The sequence below is a fragment of the Serratia sp. CMO1 genome, assembly GCF_015689115.1.
GTDB classification, from domain to species: Bacteria; Pseudomonadota; Gammaproteobacteria; order Enterobacterales; family Enterobacteriaceae; genus Serratia; species Serratia marcescens.
Genome location: NZ_CP065032.1, coordinates 4,313,078 through 4,329,703, shown reverse-complemented (window position 1 = coordinate 4,329,703; position 16,626 = coordinate 4,313,078). Strand labels below are relative to the sequence as shown.

Below are 16,626 nucleotides of genomic sequence, written 5' to 3'. Positions count from 1 at the left end.
TCATGTATAAGTTCGGTGTGATTGGCGGCGGGGCCGCCGGCATCTCTTTTGCGTATAACTTTATAAAAAATAAGTCGGTTAATCATTGCAAAAGGCCGCTTTCCCTGACGGTTTTCGACAAGCAGGGATTTAAAGGCGGCATGGCATACAGCAGCGATTTTGACAGCCATATATTAAATATGACGCCGGAAAATATGTCGGCGGATATTTTCGACGATGCGCACTTCGTTGATTGGATCGCCATGCATTTCCCGCAGTTTTGCCAGGATCGTTATCCGCCGCGCTGGCTGTATCGGGAATATCTCGATTTTATTCGCGACATGACAATATATATGGCGGCGGACAGTAACGTGGTGCTGAATTTCGTCACTGCCGAAGTGAATGCCATCGCGCCGCACGAAGCCGGCTATCGGCTGACCACCGCCTGCGGCGGCGCCGAGCAGATGAACGCGCTGGTGCTGTGTTCGGGGCACAACCCGCCGGAGTGCCTTTACCCGGTGGATGGGGTGATCGCTTATCAGGCCCATCAGGATTTGCCGCCGATCAACCCTTATTCGAGCATTGGCGTGATCGGCTGCAGCCTGACGGCGATTGACGCCATCGTTGAACTGATGGAGCGCCTGGGAGCGACCGACATCTGCGCCCTGTCGCGCTCGGGCCTGTTCCCCAGCGTGCAGCCGGCGGTGATGCGTCCGCCGCCGGAGGCGTTTGTTGAGGCGCTGCGGCGCTTTGTCGCCGGCCGCGATTTTATTGACGCGCATCAGCTGGTGCATGCGATCAACGCCGCGCTGGCGCGCCACTATCCGGGGCCGGAGCGGCTGACGGTGCTCTCGGCGCTGGGGGAAAGGCGCGATTGCTACCGCGATCTGGCGGACAGCCTCGATCGCGCGCGTTTTGCCCGGGAGCATATCTGCAGCTATCTGGCGGCGATCCACCCGGCAGTGTGCGCCGCCTGGGTCAAGATGGATGCCAACAACCGGCAGGTCTTCATGCGCTTTTACAACTCCTCCTGGATGCGCAATCGGCACGCCATGCCGATCAAGAATGCCAACAAGATCGTGGCGGCGCTGGAGAGCCAACGCCTGCGCGCCTGCGGCGGCCTGGTGGATATCAGCAAGGCAACGGACGGGTTTATCCTTCGTTGCCATGAGACGCGGGTGCGCGCGCAGTATCTGTTCAACTGCACCACGCCTTCCTATCAACTGCCGCCCAACCGCCTGAGCCAGCAGCTGCTGCAAGACGGGCTGGTGCAAGAGAACCTGTTCGGCGGCGTGAAGTGCAACCCGCATACGCTGAAAATCGCCGACCGACGCGGCCGTGAGCAGCATCTTTACTCGCTCGGCGCGCCCGCCAAGGGCGATCTTTTTTACACCTCGGCGATGGAATCCATCACGCGGGATATCAGCAAAATCGTGTTCAACAACCCTATTTTCAACGCAAAGAAGGCTGAAGTATGAAGAACGTAGCGCTCTTTGTCGGCAACGACATTTTCTCCTGGCTGGTGTGTCAGGATCTGATCGCCGCCCTGAAAGGCGAGTGTGCTTTTACGGTGTATTTCCCCCTGGCGAAAAGCGGCGGCCGCACCCAGGAGCCGGCGGTTCGCCGCCTGGGGCTGTATGAGCGCGAGGTGCTGAACGATTTTGTGTTCCCGTTCGTTGGCCGCAACGCCGCCGCCTGTGAGGGGGCCTATCAATCGCCGGCCCTGTTCCTGGCCGCCGCCGGGGTCAAGGCGCATCGCGTTCTCGACATCAATGACGCCACGTTTATCAGCAGCCTGGAACATATGGACGCGGTGATCTCCCTGCGCTGCTATCAGAAATTCTCCGCCGATTATGTGCGCGCCTTCAGCCGACGCGGCAAGCTGCTGTGGAACCTGCACCCCGGCGACTTGCCGCGTTATCGCGGGGTGATGACGCTATTCCGCGCGATGATGAACGGTGACAAGGGCTGTGCGGTGACGCTGCATGAAATGGATGAACACTGGGACGCCGGCCCGGTGCTCGCCCGTCTGCCCGCCGAGCTGCGTCACGATCTGTCGTTCCTGGAAAACATGATGTTGCTGGGCGTGCAAAGCGGCACCTTCCTGGCGCGCCAGCTCATGCGGGCGGAACGGAGCGAAGCGATAGCGGCGGAAAAGCAGGGTGATTCGCGCTATTGGGGCTTCCCGGACGCACAGACGCTGGCGCGGGCGGAACAGGCGGGCATTGAGCTGGTGGATCACGACGCCGTGCGCGAGCAGTATTTGGGGCTGTTCGTCGGCGAGCGCTTCCACCCGCTGGCGGGGCAGTTCTGCGCCGGGTTCGACGACTTCGTGCGGGCGCACGGCCATGATTGAAACGTTGATTGTACTGGGCGCCGGTTTTCTGACCGGCATCACCACCATTCTGTTCGGCTTCGGCGGCGGCTTTGTGGTGGTGCCTTTCGTCTATCACCTGATCTCCGCCTCGGGCGAGCAACCCGGCCAGGCGATGCATATTGCTGTAGCGACCTCGACAGCGGTGATGATCCTCAACGCGAGTTACGCCACCCTGACCAACTGGCGCAGCGGCAACCTGCTGCGAGAAACCATCGTGCCGCTGATCTTTTTCATCGGCATCGGCGCGGCGCTGGGCGCGTTCGCTTCCTCGCTGCTGGCGGACGGCGTGATCCGCGGGCTGTTTGTGGTCTATATGGCGGTGACCATCGCCGACTGTCTGTTCCGCCGGGGCTTCCTGATCAAACCGGCGCGCGCCGAACTGTCTCCCGCCACGTTGTGGGGCGGCGGGCCGCTGATCGGCGGCATCGCCACCCTGCTGGGGGTGGGCGGCAGCGTGATGACCGTGCCGCTGCTGCGCCGCCATGGTTACGACATGAAATATTGCGTCAGCGCCGCCAACCCGCTGTCGATCCCGGTGGCGGTGATCGGAGCGCTGATGTATATCGTGTTGGGATGGCGCGAGATGAGCGGGCCGCAGTATCTGGGGTACGTCAATCTGAACATTCTGGGGCTGCTGGTGGTGGCGGGGATTGCGGGGATCGTGTTTGCCAGGCGCTGTTTGCCGAAGGTGAGCGATGCGCTGCATGCCAAAATCTACGTGCTGCTGCTGATCGCCGTGCTGATCGCTATCTGCATCTGAGACAGAAAGGGCGGCCGGATGCCGCCCTGAAAACCGCTTAACGGTGGTATTCGCCCGCCGCTTCCGGCTGGTACAGCAATTCCAGCACTTCAATCCGCGCTTCTTCACCGTTCGGCAATTGCCAGGAGATCTGCTTGCCGACGTGCATGCCGAGCAGCGCTGCGCCCAGCGGCGCCATCACCGACAGCTGATCGTGGCTGTCTTTCAGCGAGGCTGGGTAGACCAGCGTGCGCACATGCTCTTCATCGGTGTGCAGATCGCGAAAACGCACGCGGCTGTTCATGGTCACCACGTTGGCCGGCATTTTCTCCGGCGGCAGGATTTCCGCGCGATCCAACTCGTCGTTCAGCGCGGCGGCGACGTCGGTGTTGGCAAAGGCCGGTTGTTCCAATAGCGCATCCAGGCGTTCCGCATCCAGCTCATTAATAGTAATGATGGGTTTGGTCATTCCACTCTCCAGTCAAATCAAAGGGCGCCAGTCTGTGCGCCCATAAATTCGGAAAAACAACACAAAGCAACACCCCCGCGCCAGAGGAGCGGGGGTGTGGGTAATGTCGATTTGTCCCATTGATAGTAGGCGGTTGGGGCGAGAAAAGAAAGAGATCCCGATCACGAAGGCTTTTATCGTCAATCGAGGCAAAAAAAACCGTTAGCCGGGTTATGTAATTGTTATCTCATTTACTTTTTCGCCATAACGCCGTTTTGCGAAATGGATCCCCGCGCGTCATTCAATTTCCACTTCGAACTGGAAAAAACCGGTCTACACAGAAAATCTTGCCGGGGGTAGGGTAAAGACATCACAGAAAGCGGGTTATTCAGGTGATGCGCTTTACGGCTTACTGATTAATGTGGGATCTAGGGGTACTGAAAAGTGAATGATGGATCTGCTTCGATAAAAGAAATTGAACAATCCGATGTCAGCGAAGCCGGTGAGATCACCGCTCGGGTGCTGGCGGATATTACCGCGATGCTGAATGCTGAGAATATTTATACCAATGCGGTGCAGCAACAGATGCTGGAATCGCATATTCGCGCCATGGTGCTGCGTTCAATAACCGGTGAGCCGTTGCCGGAGGTGGATAAATCGCTTTTCGACGAAATTTCCGCCGAGTCCATGCAAATGGCGGAACGCGTGGTGAATCAGTTTGGCACATTGCCTATCGAAGAAGCCTATTTGCTGTCCGTGCACTTCGAAGTGGCGAAAGATAATAACGCATAGCGGTTAACGCATCGATTTCAATCAGGAGAATATACCATGGGTCAAATTACCGTAGTGATCGGCGATCGTTTGGGCAAAGGGCAAAAAGTCGGCCAGGGCGTTGAAAACGCAGGCGGAAAAGCGGTGGTCATCCCCGGCGTGGCGGCGGATATGAAGCTGGGCGACGTCATGAAAGCGGAAAACGCGCAGCTGGGCATCTCTTTTTGCGGCAGCGGCGGCGCAGGCGCGATTACCGCGCAAACCAAATACGGCTACAAGGCCAAATACGGCATGCGTTCGGTGGAAGAGGGCGTGACGGCAATTAACGAAGGCTGCAACGTGCTGGGTTTCGGCTTTATGGATAAAGAAGAGCTGGGCCAGAAACTGGTGGAAGCCTACGTCAAAAAACATGGCAACCCATAATGAAAGAGCAATATACCACATCGGTAAAGGTGGAAGGTAAAGGCGACAGCAAAGCGAAAGCTTTTGCTTCCGCCTTGGCTAATGTGCAGGGCGCGGTATTAAAGTCCACCAACAATATTCTGCTGCGCATCGAGCCGCAGGACGTCAGCGTAGTGAAGGCGGAAGAGAAAATAACTAAAGAGAAATTTCTTTTCTTCTTTTTGCCGCGTGAAAGAAAGAGCTATGCCGTTTCTCTGGAAATAACCGTGAACGTAACCATTATCAATACCGAGAAGGTTGTCTTCGTCACGAAATAAAAACGTTAGCATAAATGAAAGGGTATACTGATGTTTTTAATCATCTTATTTAAATCGATTATTATCGGTGGGCTGGTGGGGGTCGGCGTAGGGGCCGGCGCCGCACGCATGTTCCACGCGCCGACAACACAGGGCATGGGAGCGTTTCGCACCCTGGGCGAGCTGAACTCCTGCGAGGGCGATCCGGCTTCCCACTTCTCATTCGGTCTGGGCTTCTTCTTCAACGCCTGGGCGTCTTCCGTGGCGGCGGGCTCCTTCACGCAGGACGTCGATCACCGCATCATCCCGCATTGGGGCGCGGCGGCCCTGATGGTCAAGAACCGCAATCTGGCGCAAACGCTGCACGATCCGAAAAAAATGGCCATCGCCTGCGGCATCATCGGCATGCTGGTGGTGGCCTTCCTCAATACCACCGCTTCCGCCGTGCCTGCCGCGCTGCAGGTTACCGCCATCAAGGTGCTGGTGCCGGCGGCCAACCTGCTGGTGAACACCGTGATGCCGGTGATCTTCTGGCTGGCGGCGATCGACGCCGGGCGCCGTTCCGGCTTCTGGGGCACCATCTTCGGCGGCCTGGCGCAGCTGATCATGGGCAACGCCGTACCGGGCCTGGTGCTGGGCATTCTGATCGGCAAGGGCGTGGAAGAGAGCGGCTGGAACAAAATCACCAAGATCATGATGGCGGTGATCGTGCTGCTGTTCGTGCTGAGCGGCTTCTTCCGCGGCTTCGACATGAAAGTTCTCGAGTCCTTCAGCCTCGGCGTGCCGGGTTGGCTGGACGCCATTCACAACACCCTGAGCGGTAAATAAGGAGCGGGATGATGGAAGAGCAAACCCAAAAAGGCTTCTGGTACGCCGACTGGTCATTCCCGATTTTTGTTGGCCTGCTGTCCTCCGGCGTGTTCGCCGGGACGCATATGTACTACCTGTACGGCATCGGCGCCTTTAACGAAGTGGCCTTCGTCTCCATGCTGCGGGCGGGGATGGATACCGGCGTATACGGCGCGGTGGCGGCGTTCGGCGCCAGCTTCCTGTTCGCGCGCATCATCGAAGGCTCGCTGGTGGGCATCCTCGACATCGGCGGCGCGATCCAGACCGGCGTCGGGCTGGGCGTGCCGGCGCTGCTTTTGGGGGCCGGCATCGTGTTCCCGGTCGCCAACTTCGCCGCTTCGCTGGCCACCGGTCTAATCATCGGCCTGGCGATCGGTTACGTGATCATTCTGGCGCGCAAATTCACCATCAATCAGAGCAACTCCACCTACGGGGCTGACGTGATGATGGGCGCGGGCAACTCCTCGGGCCGCTTCCTCGGGCCGTTGATCATCCTGTCGGCGATGACCGCCTCGATCCCGATCGGCATCGGTTCGCTGCTCGGCGCGCTGCTGTTCTATATCTGGGGTAAACCGATCACCGGCGGAGCGATCCTCGGCGCGATGATCCTGGGGGCGATCTTCCCGGTAGCCATTTCTTAAGAGGCCTGCGCCAGGCGCTGCCCGATACGGCGGCACCCGGGCTAACAGGAGCAATGCGGTATGTATGACTTAGTAATCAGAGGCGCCAGACTGGCGGACGACACGCTGATCGATCTGGCGGTGAAAGACGGCAAAATAGCCTCGGTGGGGCGGTTGGCGGCGGACGTCAGCGCCGTTCGCCAGCTGGATTTGGCGGGCAACTGCCGCCTGAGCGCCGGTTGGATCGACGCGCACGTGCATTGCTATCCCGAATCGCCGATTTACCATGACGAGCCGGATCGGGTCGGCGTCGCCAGCGGCGTCACCAGTGTGGTCGATGCTGGTAGCACCGGCGCCGACGATATCGACGCCTTTTATCAGCTGACGCGCAGCGCCAAAACCAACGTTTTCGCCTTCCTCAATATCTCGCGCATCGGCCTGCTGCGGCAGAACGAGCTGGCGGAGATGACGGACATCGACAAGCGCGAGGCCGGCCAGGCCATCGCCAACCACCCCGGCTTTGTCATCGGCATCAAGGCGCGCATGAGCAGCAGCGTGGTGGGCAAGAACGGCACTCGCCCGCTGGTGTTGGCCAAAGAGATCCAGCAGGAAAACCGCCAGCTGCCGTTGATGGTGCATATCGGCAATAACCCGCCGGATCTGGATGAGATCGCCGATCTGCTGACCCGCGGCGACATCATCACCCACTGCTACAACGGCAAACCGAACCGCATTCTGACGCCGGCGGGCACGCTGCGCGAGTCTATCCAGCGCGCGCTGCGGCGCGGCGTATTGCTCGACGTAGGGCACGGCACCGCCAGCTTCAGCTTCGAGGTGGCGCGCCAGGCGATCAAACTGGGCATTTTGCCGCACACCATCAGCTCCGATATTTACTGCCGCAACCGCATGAACGGACCGGTGCACAGCCTGGCGACGGTGATGTCCAAGTTCTTCAGCGTCGGCCTGACGCTGCCGCAGGTGATCGCCTGCGTGACGGAGAACGCCGCGTCGGCGCTGCAGCTGAGCGGCAAAGGGCGGCTGGAGCCGGGCTATGACGCCGATTTCACGCTGTTTGAGCTGCGCCGCGAACCGCAGGTATTCGCCGACGCCGAAGGGCAAACCGCCGAGGGCGAACGGCTGCTGGTGCCGTTGGCCGCGGTGGTGGCCGGGGAAATCCTATTAACCGAACAAGGGGAGGCAAGCCATGTCTTCGATTTATGAAAAATACGGTTTGAAGCAGGTGATCAACACCTCCGGCCGCATGACCATTCTCGGCGTTTCCACGCCGCGCCAGGACGTGATCGACGCCGTTGATTACGGCCTGAACCACTATTTCGAAATCAAGGATCTGGTCAACAAGACCGGCGCCTACATCGCCGATCTGCTCAACGTGGAGGATGCGGTGATCGTCTCCTGCGCCTCGGCGGGCATCGCCCAGTCGGTGGCGGCGGTGATCGTTAAAGATAACGCCAATCTGCTGGTGAACCTGCATTCGGCGTCGGTGACCGTGCCGCGCGAGATCGTGCTGCCGCGCGGTCACAACGTCAACTTCGGCGCCCCGGTGGACACCATGGTGGCGCTGGGCGGCGGCAAGGTGGTGGAGGCGGGGTACGCCAACGAATGTTCGCCGGAGCAGATTGAAGCCTGCATCACGCCGCAGACCGCGGCTATCCTGTACGTCAAATCGCACCACTGCGTGCAGAAAAGCATCCTGTCCGTCGAACAGGCGGCGGTGGTGGCGCGCAAACATAACCTGCCGCTGATCGTCGACGCCGCGGCGGAAGAAGATCTGATGTGTTACTACCAGATGGGGGCCGATCTGGTGATCTACAGCGGCGCCAAAGCCATCGAGGGGCCGACCAGCGGTCTCGTGATCGGCAAGAAACAGTACGTCGAGTGGGTGAAGTTGCAATCCGGCGGCATCGGCCGGGCGATGAAGGTCGGCAAAGAGGGCATCCTCGGCCTGACGCAGGCGATTGAAAGCTATCTGACGCTTGAGAAAACCACCGGGCAACAGATGGTGGAACGGATGACGCCGTTCCTCGACAGCCTCAACACCCTGACCGGCGTCAGCGCCAGGACCGTCTGGGACAGCGCCGGCCGCGATATCGCTCGCGCCGAGATCACCTTTGATGAGGCGGTGCTGGGGCGGTCGACCTATGACATCGTCCAGGCGCTGAAAACCGGCGACATCGCCATCTACTTCCGCGGCTATAAGGCCAACGAGGGCAAGATTGAGGTCGACGTGCGCAGCGTCGACGAGCAACAGCTGATGACCGTCTTTAGCTGTATCAAAAACCTGTTTACGGAGAAACAAGCATGAAGCTGCAGCCTAACTACTATCGCGACCGCGTTTGCCTGAACGTGCTGGCCGGCTCCAAAGCCAACGCGCAAGACATCTACGCCGCGGCGGAAGGCCATGTGCTGGTGGGCGTGCTCTCCAAAAACTACCCGGACGTCGACAGCGCGGTGACCGACATGCTGCGCTATGCGCGCCTAATTGAAAACGCGCTCTCGGTCGGCCTGGGCGCCGGCGATCCGAAGCAGTCGGCGATGGTTAGCCTGATCGCTCAGCAGGTGCAGCCGCAGCACGTTAACCAGGTGTTTACCGGCGTCGGCGCCAGCCGCGCGCTGCTGGGCCAGAACGACAGCGTGGTCAACGGCCTGGTGTCGCCGACCGGCCGCGTCGGTTGGGTGAAGATCTCTACCGGCCCATTGAGCGCCGCGGCGCCGGACGGCATCGTGCCGGTGGAAACCGCCATCGCCCTGCTGAAAGACATGGGCGGCAGCTCCATCAAGTATTTCCCGATGGGCGGCCTGAAGTGCAAGGACGAATACCAGTACGTAGCCAAGGCCTGCGCCGAGCATGACTTCATGCTGGAGCCGACCGGCGGCATCGATCTGGAGAACTTTGAGCCGATCGTCGAGATCGCGCTGGCGGCCGGCGTGAAACGCGTGATCCCGCATATCTACAGTTCGATCATCGACGCCGCCAGCGGCGACACGCGCCCGCAGGACGTGAAAACCCTACTGGCGATGACCAAAACGCTGGTGGGCTGAACGCACAATGGGATGAGGTAAACGCTGGGAGGCGAAGGTTTTCCCGTTGCGCGGCATGCCGCGCCGCCGTTACCTATAGCCTATAGCTTTCAAGTTGCAGCTAGGCGGCAAGCGCACTCACCCCAAGAGCTTACTTAAGTAAGCTCCTGGGGTGAGTGCGGGCAGCCAACAACGCTGCGGCTTGAAAGATGACGGATATATACTGAGGATTACTATGCGAAACTGGCAGGTTCCAACCCGACGCTCCGCGTTGTTCCTGGCGCTGCTGGCCGTGACCGGCCCGGCGCTGCATGCTGAGGATGCAATGAACTCCACGTCATCTCATTTTGCCTATATCGGCACCTACAATCCCAACGGCGAAGGCGTTTATCGGGTGCAGGTCGATCCGGCCAGCGGCGCGCTGAGCCACGCCACGCTGGTCAGCAATGTGCCGAATCCGGCGCAGCTGACGTTGAGCGCTGACGGCAAGACGCTGTATGTCGCCAGCGAAGTGGCCGATTTCAACGGCGGCAAGCACGGTGGCATCACCGCCTACCGGGTCAATCCGGCCGATGGCGCACTGACGCAGCTCAACCAGGTGGATTCGCAGGGGGCAGGGCCGGTGTATCTCTCCTCGACGCCGGACGGCCGCCATCTGCTGGTGGCGAACTACGTCAGCGGCAGCGTGGCGGCTTTCCCGATTGAAGCGGACGGCAGCCTGGGCGCCGCCAGCTCGGTGCAGCAACAGCAGGGGCCGGCGGGCGCGGCCAAACCGGCGGCGGCGGTGAACGGCAGCTTCGCCATCAGCGATCACAACGGCCCGCATGCCCATATGATCGCCAGCGATCCGAGCGGCAAGTTCGTGTTCTCCACGGATCTGGGGTTGGATCGCATCTACCAATGGCGCTTTGACGCCGCGAGCGGCCGCCTGACGCCGAACGATCCGCCGTGGATCGCCGCCTCTTCCGCCGGCGCCGGCCCGCGTCATTTTGTGTTCCACCCGGACGGCGACACCGTGCTGCTGGTGAACGAAGAGGCCTCGACGTTGACCAGCTACCGTTTTGATCGCCAAAAAGGTACTCTGAAACAACTGCATGCGGTTTCCGCGCTGCCCGCCGACTATCAGGGCACCAGCTTCGCCTCGGGGCTGGCGCTCAGCAAAAACGGCGGCACGCTGTACGTCGCCAACCGACTGCATAACAGCATTGCCCAGTTCAGCGTGGGCGCCGGCGGCGAGTTGAAACCGGTGGCGGAAACCTGGACCCGCGGCGATTATCCGCGTTCGCTGGCGCTGAGCCCGGATGGCCGCTATCTGTATGCGCTGAACCAGCGCAGCGATAACGTCACCCGCTTCAGCGTCAACCCGACGGACGGCAAACTCAGCTTTGTGGGCGGCTATCTGCCGATCGGCAGCCCCTCGCAAATGGCGTTTCTGCCGCCGGCGAAGTAACCCGTGGCCCGTCCGGTTCGCCGGGTGGGCCGCCTGATTGACGGACACAGAATGGTGCGATTTCCTTACCCGCGTTTGGCTTACTTGTTCGATGCTTTGCAAACCGAGACTTTGCCGCAGGATGAGCTGGCGAAGCGTTTCGCCGTGTCCACCCGCACGGTGCGGGCGGATATCACCGCGCTGAACGAGATCCTGGACAAATACGGCGCGCGCTTCGTGCATAGCCGCGGGGCCGGCTATCGTTTGCAGGTCGATAACGCTGCGCTGTTCAGCGCCCTGCAGCATCAGGAGCGCCGCAAACAGGCCACCCCGCGCAGCGCGCAGGAGCGGGTGCATTATCTGCTGGTGCGTTTTTTGACCTCAGCCTTCTCTCTCAAACTGGAAGATCTGGCCGACGAATGGTTCGTCAGCCGCGGCACGCTGCAAAACGACATGGCTGAGGTGAGGGAGCGTCTGGCGCATTATCAATTGACGATCGAAACCAAACCGCGTTACGGCATGAAGCTGTTCGGCGCGGAGATGGCGATCCGCGCCTGCCTGACCGATCTGTTGTTCCAGCTGCAGCTGGCCGACGCCGAGAACCCGTTGCTCAACAACGAGATCCTGTTGCAGCCGCAGGTGGCGGCGTTCGCCGGATTGCTGCACCCGCTGTTGTCGCAATACGCCATTCGCCTGACCGACGAGGGCGAGCAGTATCTGATCTTCTACTGCGCGGTGGCCCTGCGGCGCATCAACGACGGTTATCCGCTGCCGGACTTCGAGGTGGAGGACGGCGACGAGGCGGTACGCCAGGTGTCGACCCGTCTGGCGGCGGAGCTGCGCGCGGCCTCCGGCAAAGAGATCTCGATGGCCGAAGAGGCCTATCTGCGGGTCAACATCGCCGCGCGCCGCGTGCAGGACGTGCAACCGACCGAGATCAACGCCGACGATGAAGAAGCGTTGGTGGACTACATCCTGTCCTACATCAACGCACACTATAACTACAATCTGCAGGGCGACGAGCAGCTGCGGGCCGATCTGCTCACCCATATCAAGACCATGATTACGCGGGTGAAATACCAGATCAACATCCCCAATCCGCTGCTGGCCAACATCAAGCAGCACTATCCGATGGCTTACGACGTGACGCTGGCGGCGGTCTCCAGCTGGGGCAAATACACCCCCTATACCCTGAGTGAAAACGAGATCGGCTATCTGGTGTTGCACATCGGCGTGGGGCTGGAGCGGCATTACAACATCGGTTATGAACGCCACCCGCAGGTGATGCTGGTGTGCGATACCGGCAACTCGACGGTGCGCATGATCCAGGCGCAGATTGCGCGCAAGTATCCGCAACTGGTGATGACGCGCATCGTCTCGCTGCGCGATTATGAGATGCTTGCGCACATCGACGAAGACTTCGTGATTTCCAACGCCCGCATCGGCGAAAAGAACAAGCCGGTGGTGGTGATGTCGCCGTTCCCGACCGATTATCAGCTGGAGCAACTGGGCAAATTGGTGCTGGTGGATCGCACCAAACCGTACATGCTGGAGAAGTTCTTCGACGCCGAGCATTTCATGGTGCTCGACGAGCCGCTGACGCAGGCGGAGCTGTTCAGCCGGGTATGCGGCCAGCTGGAGCGGGAAGGATACGTCGGCGCGGACTTCTATCCGTCGGTGGTCGAACGCGAGGCGATCGTCTCCACGCTGCTGGGCGAAGGCATCGCCTTGCCGCACTCGCTGGGGCTGCTGGCGAAAAAGACCGTGGTGGTGACGCTGCTGGCGCCGCAGGGCGTCGTCTGGGGGGAAGGTGAGATCGCGCACGTGATTTTCCTGCTGGCGATCAGCAAGAGCGACTATGAAGAGGCGATGGCGATCTACGAGCTGTTCGTCACCTTTGTGCGTGAACGCTCAATGAGCCGCCTGCTGGGCAGCGACAGCTTCGACAGTTTTAAGGCGGTGGCGTTGGACTGCCTGAGCCGGAGTTGAGGGGCATGTGAGTGATTGGGCGCAGAAGCGCCCTCAGCGACTAATCTTCATCAAACCCGGAGTTGAACAGCTCGACCACCGCCGCCAGCGCGTTGACTTCGTCGGGGCCGGTCGCTTCGACTTCGATATGCCGGCCCTGGGCGGAGTCCAGCATCAGCAGCGCGATGACGCTGCTGGCTTCGGCCTCGGTGCCGCTTTCGTTGCGCAGCATCACTTCCGCATCGAAGCTTTGCACCAGTTCGAACAGCTTCATCGCCGGGCGCGCGTGCATGCCCAGTTTGTTTTTGATTTCAACCGTCTGTTTGACCGTCATTGTTTACGCTTTTCCAGCGTGCGGTGGCGCGACTGCACGTTCTTGCCGCGCGAGCGGAAGTAATCGGCCAGCTGTTCCGCCACGTACACCGAGCGGTGCTTGCCGCCGGTACAGCCGATGGCGACCGTCAGGTAGCTGCGGTTGTTGGTTTCCAGCATCGGCAGCCATTGCTCCAGGTAGCTGCGGGTCTGGTAGATGAAGTTGTGCACTTCGGTATGGCGATCGAGGAACGACGCTACCGGCTTGTCCAGACCGGTCATCGGCCGCAGCTTCGGATCCCAGTGCGGGTTCGGCAGGAAGCGCACGTCGAACACGTAGTCGGCGTCGATCGGGATGCCGTGTTTGAAACCGAAGGATTCGAACACCATGGTCAGTTCGCGCTCGCGCTTGCCCAGCAGGCGGGTGCGCAGCATTTCGGCCAGTTCGTGCACCGACATTTCCGAGGTGTCGATAATCAGGTCAGCCCGCGAGCGCAGCGGTTCGAGCAGATCGCTTTCTTCGTCGATCGCGCTTTCCAGCGACAGGTTTTTGCTGGAGAGCGGATGCAGGCGGCGGGTGTCGCTGTAACGGCGGATCAGCGTGTTGCGATCGGCGTCGAGGAACAGCAGCTGCGGTGAGAAGCTGTCCGGCAGCTGAGTCATCGCGTATTCGAACACTTCCGGCGATTCCGGCATGTTGCGCACGTCGATGCTGACCGCCGCGGAGATATTGCGTTCCGCCAGCGTATTGGCGAGCTGCGGCAGCAGAACCACCGGCAGGTTGTCAACGCAGTAAAAACCCATGTCTTCCAGCGCCCGCAAGGCGACGGATTTTCCGGAACCGGAACGGCCGCTGACAATCATCAGCACCATGTGGCAACTCCCCTGGCATCGCGGCGGCGTTCATCGCCACCGGTGGAAACTTTGTTATTCCGGCCGCAGCCGGATCCATCATCGTGAAACAGTAACGTTATCCGGGCTGGAAGTCACGCCGGCCGGGCATCACTCGGTGATGATTTGGTAAAGTTCTTCGTCGCTTTGCGCGGCGCGCAGGCGGCGACATACGGTTTTGTCGGCCAGGCGTTTGGCGACCAGCGACAGGGTATGCAAATGGGTTTTGCACTGATCGGCAGGCACCAATAGCGCGAACAGCAGGTCGACCGGCTGGTTATCGATAGCGTCGAAAGCGATGGGTTGGTCGAGACGGATAAACACGCCAACGGCCCGCAGTGTGTCCTCTTCCAGTTTGCCGTGGGGAATGGCGATACCGTTGCCGATACCGGTGCTGCCCATGCGTTCCCGGGTGAGAACCGCGTCAAACACCACCTGCGAAGGCAGATTGAGCTGTTTGGCGGCCAGTTCGCTGATAATTTCCAAAGCCCGCTTCTTGCTGGTGCAGTGTACCGAGCTTTTGGTGCACTCGATGTTTAACACCGAGCTTAATTGCATATATTCGTTGTTCATCTCATCTTCACTTAAAACCGCGCCGCCGGGCGCGCCCGGCAAGGCGGTTTTTCGTCGGTTTTAACCCTGATTACCGTTCGGCGCGTCACCCATGCGGGTCACGCGCCGAAGGGTGAGGCGGCGACGGATGCCGCCTCATGGAATGGGTTAGGGTGTCAGTGTTGCTTCAATTTGTCTTTATGTTTGTTCAATTGACGTGCCAATTTGTCGATCAGCGTATCAATTGCGGCATACATATTCTCGTCTTCCGAGGTGGCGTGCAACTCGCCTCCATTCACGTGCACCGTTGCTTCCGCAATTTGCTGCACTTTTTCCACACTTAATACAACATACACCTGATTGATGCGATCAAAATACTGTTCGAGTTTGGCGAACTTGTTGTTCACGAACTCGCGCAACGGATCGGTGATTTCGATGTGGTGTCCGGTAATGTTGAGCTGCATAGTGTCTTCCTTCTCAATAGAGGTCAAACCAACTGTTTACGCTGGTTCGACGGCGGGATGGACAAAGACTCTCGGTACTTGGCGACGGTGCGCCGCGCCACGATGATCCCCTGATCGGCGAGCAGGGTGGCCAGCTTGCTGTCGCTGAGTGGTTTGGCGGGGTTTTCCGCCGCAATCAATTTCTTCACCAATGCGCGGATCGCCGTCGAGGAGGCTTCGCCGCCGCTGTCGGTATTCACGTGGCTGGAGAAGAAATATTTCAATTCGAAAATGCCGCGCGGGCTGTGCAGAAACTTCTGCGTGGTGACGCGCGAGATCGTCGATTCATGCATTTCCACGGCCTGGGCGATATCCGCCAGCACCATGGGTTTCATAAACTCTTCGCCTTGCTCGAAGAACGCCTGCTGCTGATCGACGATGCAGCGGGTGACCTTCAGCAGCGTCTCGTTACGGCTCTCCAGGCTTTTAATCAGCCACTTGGCTTCCTGCAGGTTGCTGCGGATGAACTGGCCGTCGGCTTCGCTGCGGGCGCTGTTGCCCAGCGCTGCGTATTGCTGATTGATCTTCAAACGCGGAACGCTGTCGCCGTTGAGCTCGACCGTCCATTTGTTCTGCGTCTTGCGCACCAGCACGTCCGGGATCACGTATTCCGATTCGCCGGTATTGATCGACTGCCCCGGGCGCGGATCGAGCGACTGAATCAGCAGCATCGCTTCTTTCAGTGTATCTTCTTTTAGCCGGGTTGATCGCATCAGGCTGCGAAAGTCATGGTTGGCCAGCAGATCCAGATGGTCGCTGATGATCAGCCGCGCTTCGGCCAGGTAAGGGGTGTCTTTGGCGTATTGGGAGAGCTGCACCAGCAGGCAATCGCGCAGATCGCGCGCGGCGACGCCGATCGGATCGAAACGCTGCACGCGCTTCAACACCGCCTCGACTTCATCGAGGGTCACGTTTTCGTCGCCCAGGCTTTCCAGAATGTCTTCCAGCGGCACGGTGAGATAGCCGGTGTCGTCCACCGCGTCGACGATGGAGGTGGCGATGGCGGCGTCGGTATCGGAAAACGGCGTCAGATCCACCTGCCACATCAGGTAATCCTGCAGCGTTTGGGTGGTCTCGCCCTGATAGACCGGCAGCTCGTCGTCGCTGTAGTCGGTGCCGGTGCCGGACGGCGTGCCGGCGGTGTAGATCTCATCCCAGGTGGCGTCCAGCGGCAGCTCTTCCGGCATGTCTTTCTGTTCCAGCGCCTCGCGGGTATCGAGCCCCTCGGTCTCCTGGGTTTCTTTGGCGTCGATTTCGTCGTGCAGATCGGTCTGTTCAAGCAGCGGATTGCTCTCCAGCGCCAGCTGGATCTCTTGTTGAAGCTCAAGCGTGGACAACTGCAGCAGGCGGATCGCCTGCTGGAGCTGAGGAGTCATGGCCAGCTGTTGACTGAGCCTGAGTTGCAAACCTTGCTTCATAGTTTTCTGTCTACTTCCGTTAACGGTGTCGCC

Annotated in this window: 19 protein-coding genes; 13 read left to right on the top strand and 6 right to left on the bottom strand. The window is 60.1% G+C overall.

All coding sequences use genetic code 11. From position 1 onward, the window contains the following. The first annotated feature begins 2 nt into the window (after positions 1 to 2). Genes IT763_RS20620 through IT763_RS20610 form a run of 3 tightly spaced genes read left to right on the top strand, consistent with a single transcriptional unit; the run spans position 3 to position 3,116 of the window. The gene (locus IT763_RS20620; RefSeq protein ID WP_016930222.1) at positions 3 to 1,457 is read left to right on the top strand and encodes an FAD/NAD(P)-binding protein; all 1,455 of its coding nucleotides are present in this window, start codon (positions 3 to 5) and stop codon (positions 1,455 to 1,457) included. Continuing rightward, positions 1,454 to 2,335 carry a formyltransferase family protein gene (locus IT763_RS20615; protein WP_016930221.1) on the top strand — a complete coding sequence of 294 codons (882 nt, stop codon included), beginning with the start codon at positions 1,454 to 1,456 and terminating at the stop codon, positions 2,333 to 2,335. The genes IT763_RS20620 and IT763_RS20615 overlap by 4 nt, the downstream gene beginning before the upstream one ends. Continuing rightward, complete coding sequence (locus tag IT763_RS20610; RefSeq protein WP_016930220.1) at positions 2,328 to 3,116, top strand: sulfite exporter TauE/SafE family protein; 789 nt, start codon at positions 2,328 to 2,330, stop codon at positions 3,114 to 3,116. Before IT763_RS20615 ends, IT763_RS20610 begins: the two co-directional genes overlap by 8 nt. Positions 3,117 to 3,153: 37 nt before the next feature. On the opposite strand, the gene rnk is transcribed toward IT763_RS20610, so the two are convergent. After that, positions 3,154 to 3,564, bottom strand: a complete 411-nt coding sequence (rnk, locus tag IT763_RS20605) for a nucleoside diphosphate kinase regulator (RefSeq protein ID WP_004936993.1) — start codon at positions 3,562 to 3,564, stop codon at positions 3,154 to 3,156. Positions 3,565 to 4,008: 444 nt separating this feature from the next. On the opposite strand from rnk, the gene IT763_RS20600 reads away from it, so the two are divergent. The 10 genes from IT763_RS20600 (at position 4,009) to IT763_RS20555 (ending at position 12,938) form a co-directional block, all read left to right on the top strand. Next, the gene (locus tag IT763_RS20600) at positions 4,009 to 4,335 is read left to right on the top strand and encodes a glycine dehydrogenase (protein ID WP_086013604.1); all 327 of its coding nucleotides are present in this window, start codon (positions 4,009 to 4,011) and stop codon (positions 4,333 to 4,335) included. A gap of 36 nt (positions 4,336 to 4,371) precedes the next feature. Continuing rightward, positions 4,372 to 4,737 carry a glycine-rich SFCGS family protein gene (locus tag IT763_RS20595; RefSeq protein WP_004937000.1) on the top strand — a complete coding sequence of 122 codons (366 nt, stop codon included), beginning with the start codon at positions 4,372 to 4,374 and terminating at the stop codon, positions 4,735 to 4,737. Further along, entirely contained in the window at positions 4,737 to 5,033 is a 297-nt protein-coding gene (locus IT763_RS20590) for a DUF4312 family protein (RefSeq protein WP_004937003.1), read from the top strand. Before IT763_RS20595 ends, IT763_RS20590 begins: the two co-directional genes overlap by 1 nt. A 30-nt stretch (positions 5,034 to 5,063) precedes the next feature. Next, complete coding sequence (locus IT763_RS20585; RefSeq protein WP_004937006.1) at positions 5,064 to 5,840, top strand: DUF4311 domain-containing protein; 777 nt, start codon at positions 5,064 to 5,066, stop codon at positions 5,838 to 5,840. Between the two features lie 11 nt (positions 5,841 to 5,851). Then, the gene (locus tag IT763_RS20580; protein WP_004937013.1) at positions 5,852 to 6,502 is read left to right on the top strand and encodes a DUF4310 family protein; all 651 of its coding nucleotides are present in this window, start codon (positions 5,852 to 5,854) and stop codon (positions 6,500 to 6,502) included. Between the two features lie 60 nt (positions 6,503 to 6,562). Beyond that, positions 6,563 to 7,702, top strand: coding sequence for an amidohydrolase/deacetylase family metallohydrolase (locus IT763_RS20575; RefSeq protein ID WP_016930217.1), 1,140 nt, complete (start codon positions 6,563 to 6,565; stop codon positions 7,700 to 7,702). Then, positions 7,686 to 8,804, top strand: coding sequence for a DgaE family pyridoxal phosphate-dependent ammonia lyase (locus IT763_RS20570; RefSeq protein ID WP_049241462.1), 1,119 nt, complete (start codon positions 7,686 to 7,688; stop codon positions 8,802 to 8,804). The genes IT763_RS20575 and IT763_RS20570 overlap by 17 nt, the downstream gene beginning before the upstream one ends. After that, entirely contained in the window at positions 8,801 to 9,541 is a 741-nt protein-coding gene (locus IT763_RS20565; RefSeq protein ID WP_016930215.1) for a KDGP aldolase family protein, read from the top strand. Before IT763_RS20570 ends, IT763_RS20565 begins: the two co-directional genes overlap by 4 nt. A gap of 214 nt (positions 9,542 to 9,755) precedes the next feature. Continuing rightward, positions 9,756 to 10,970: a lactonase family protein gene (locus IT763_RS20560; protein WP_097101336.1), complete on the top strand. Its 1,215-nt coding sequence runs from the start codon at positions 9,756 to 9,758 to the stop codon at positions 10,968 to 10,970. A 51-nt stretch (positions 10,971 to 11,021) separates the two neighbouring features. Further along, positions 11,022 to 12,938, top strand: coding sequence for a transcription antiterminator (locus IT763_RS20555; RefSeq protein WP_079450135.1), 1,917 nt, complete (start codon positions 11,022 to 11,024; stop codon positions 12,936 to 12,938). Between the two features lie 40 nt (positions 12,939 to 12,978). Here the strand turns inward: IT763_RS20555 and npr are convergent, their stop codons facing one another. The 5 genes from npr to rpoN form a co-directional block, all read right to left on the bottom strand. Next, positions 12,979 to 13,251 carry a PTS phosphocarrier protein NPr gene (gene npr, locus IT763_RS20550; RefSeq protein ID WP_004937034.1) on the bottom strand — a complete coding sequence of 91 codons (273 nt, stop codon included), beginning with the start codon at positions 13,249 to 13,251 and terminating at the stop codon, positions 12,979 to 12,981. Next, the gene (gene rapZ / locus IT763_RS20545) at positions 13,248 to 14,102 is read right to left on the bottom strand and encodes an RNase adapter RapZ (RefSeq protein ID WP_015379177.1); all 855 of its coding nucleotides are present in this window, start codon (positions 14,100 to 14,102) and stop codon (positions 13,248 to 13,250) included. Before rapZ ends, npr begins: the two co-directional genes overlap by 4 nt. Before the next feature lie 129 nt (positions 14,103 to 14,231). Beyond that, entirely contained in the window at positions 14,232 to 14,693 is a 462-nt protein-coding gene (gene ptsN, locus IT763_RS20540; protein WP_016930212.1) for a PTS IIA-like nitrogen regulatory protein PtsN, read from the bottom strand. A gap of 155 nt (positions 14,694 to 14,848) precedes the next feature. Beyond that, positions 14,849 to 15,136: a ribosome hibernation promoting factor gene (gene hpf, locus IT763_RS20535; RefSeq protein ID WP_004937038.1), complete on the bottom strand. Its 288-nt coding sequence runs from the start codon at positions 15,134 to 15,136 to the stop codon at positions 14,849 to 14,851. Between the two features lie 23 nt (positions 15,137 to 15,159). Next, positions 15,160 to 16,593 (bottom strand): RNA polymerase factor sigma-54, encoded by a 1,434-nt coding sequence (rpoN, locus tag IT763_RS20530; RefSeq protein ID WP_016930211.1) that lies wholly within the window; start codon positions 16,591 to 16,593, stop codon positions 15,160 to 15,162. Positions 16,594 to 16,626 lie beyond the last annotated feature (33 nt).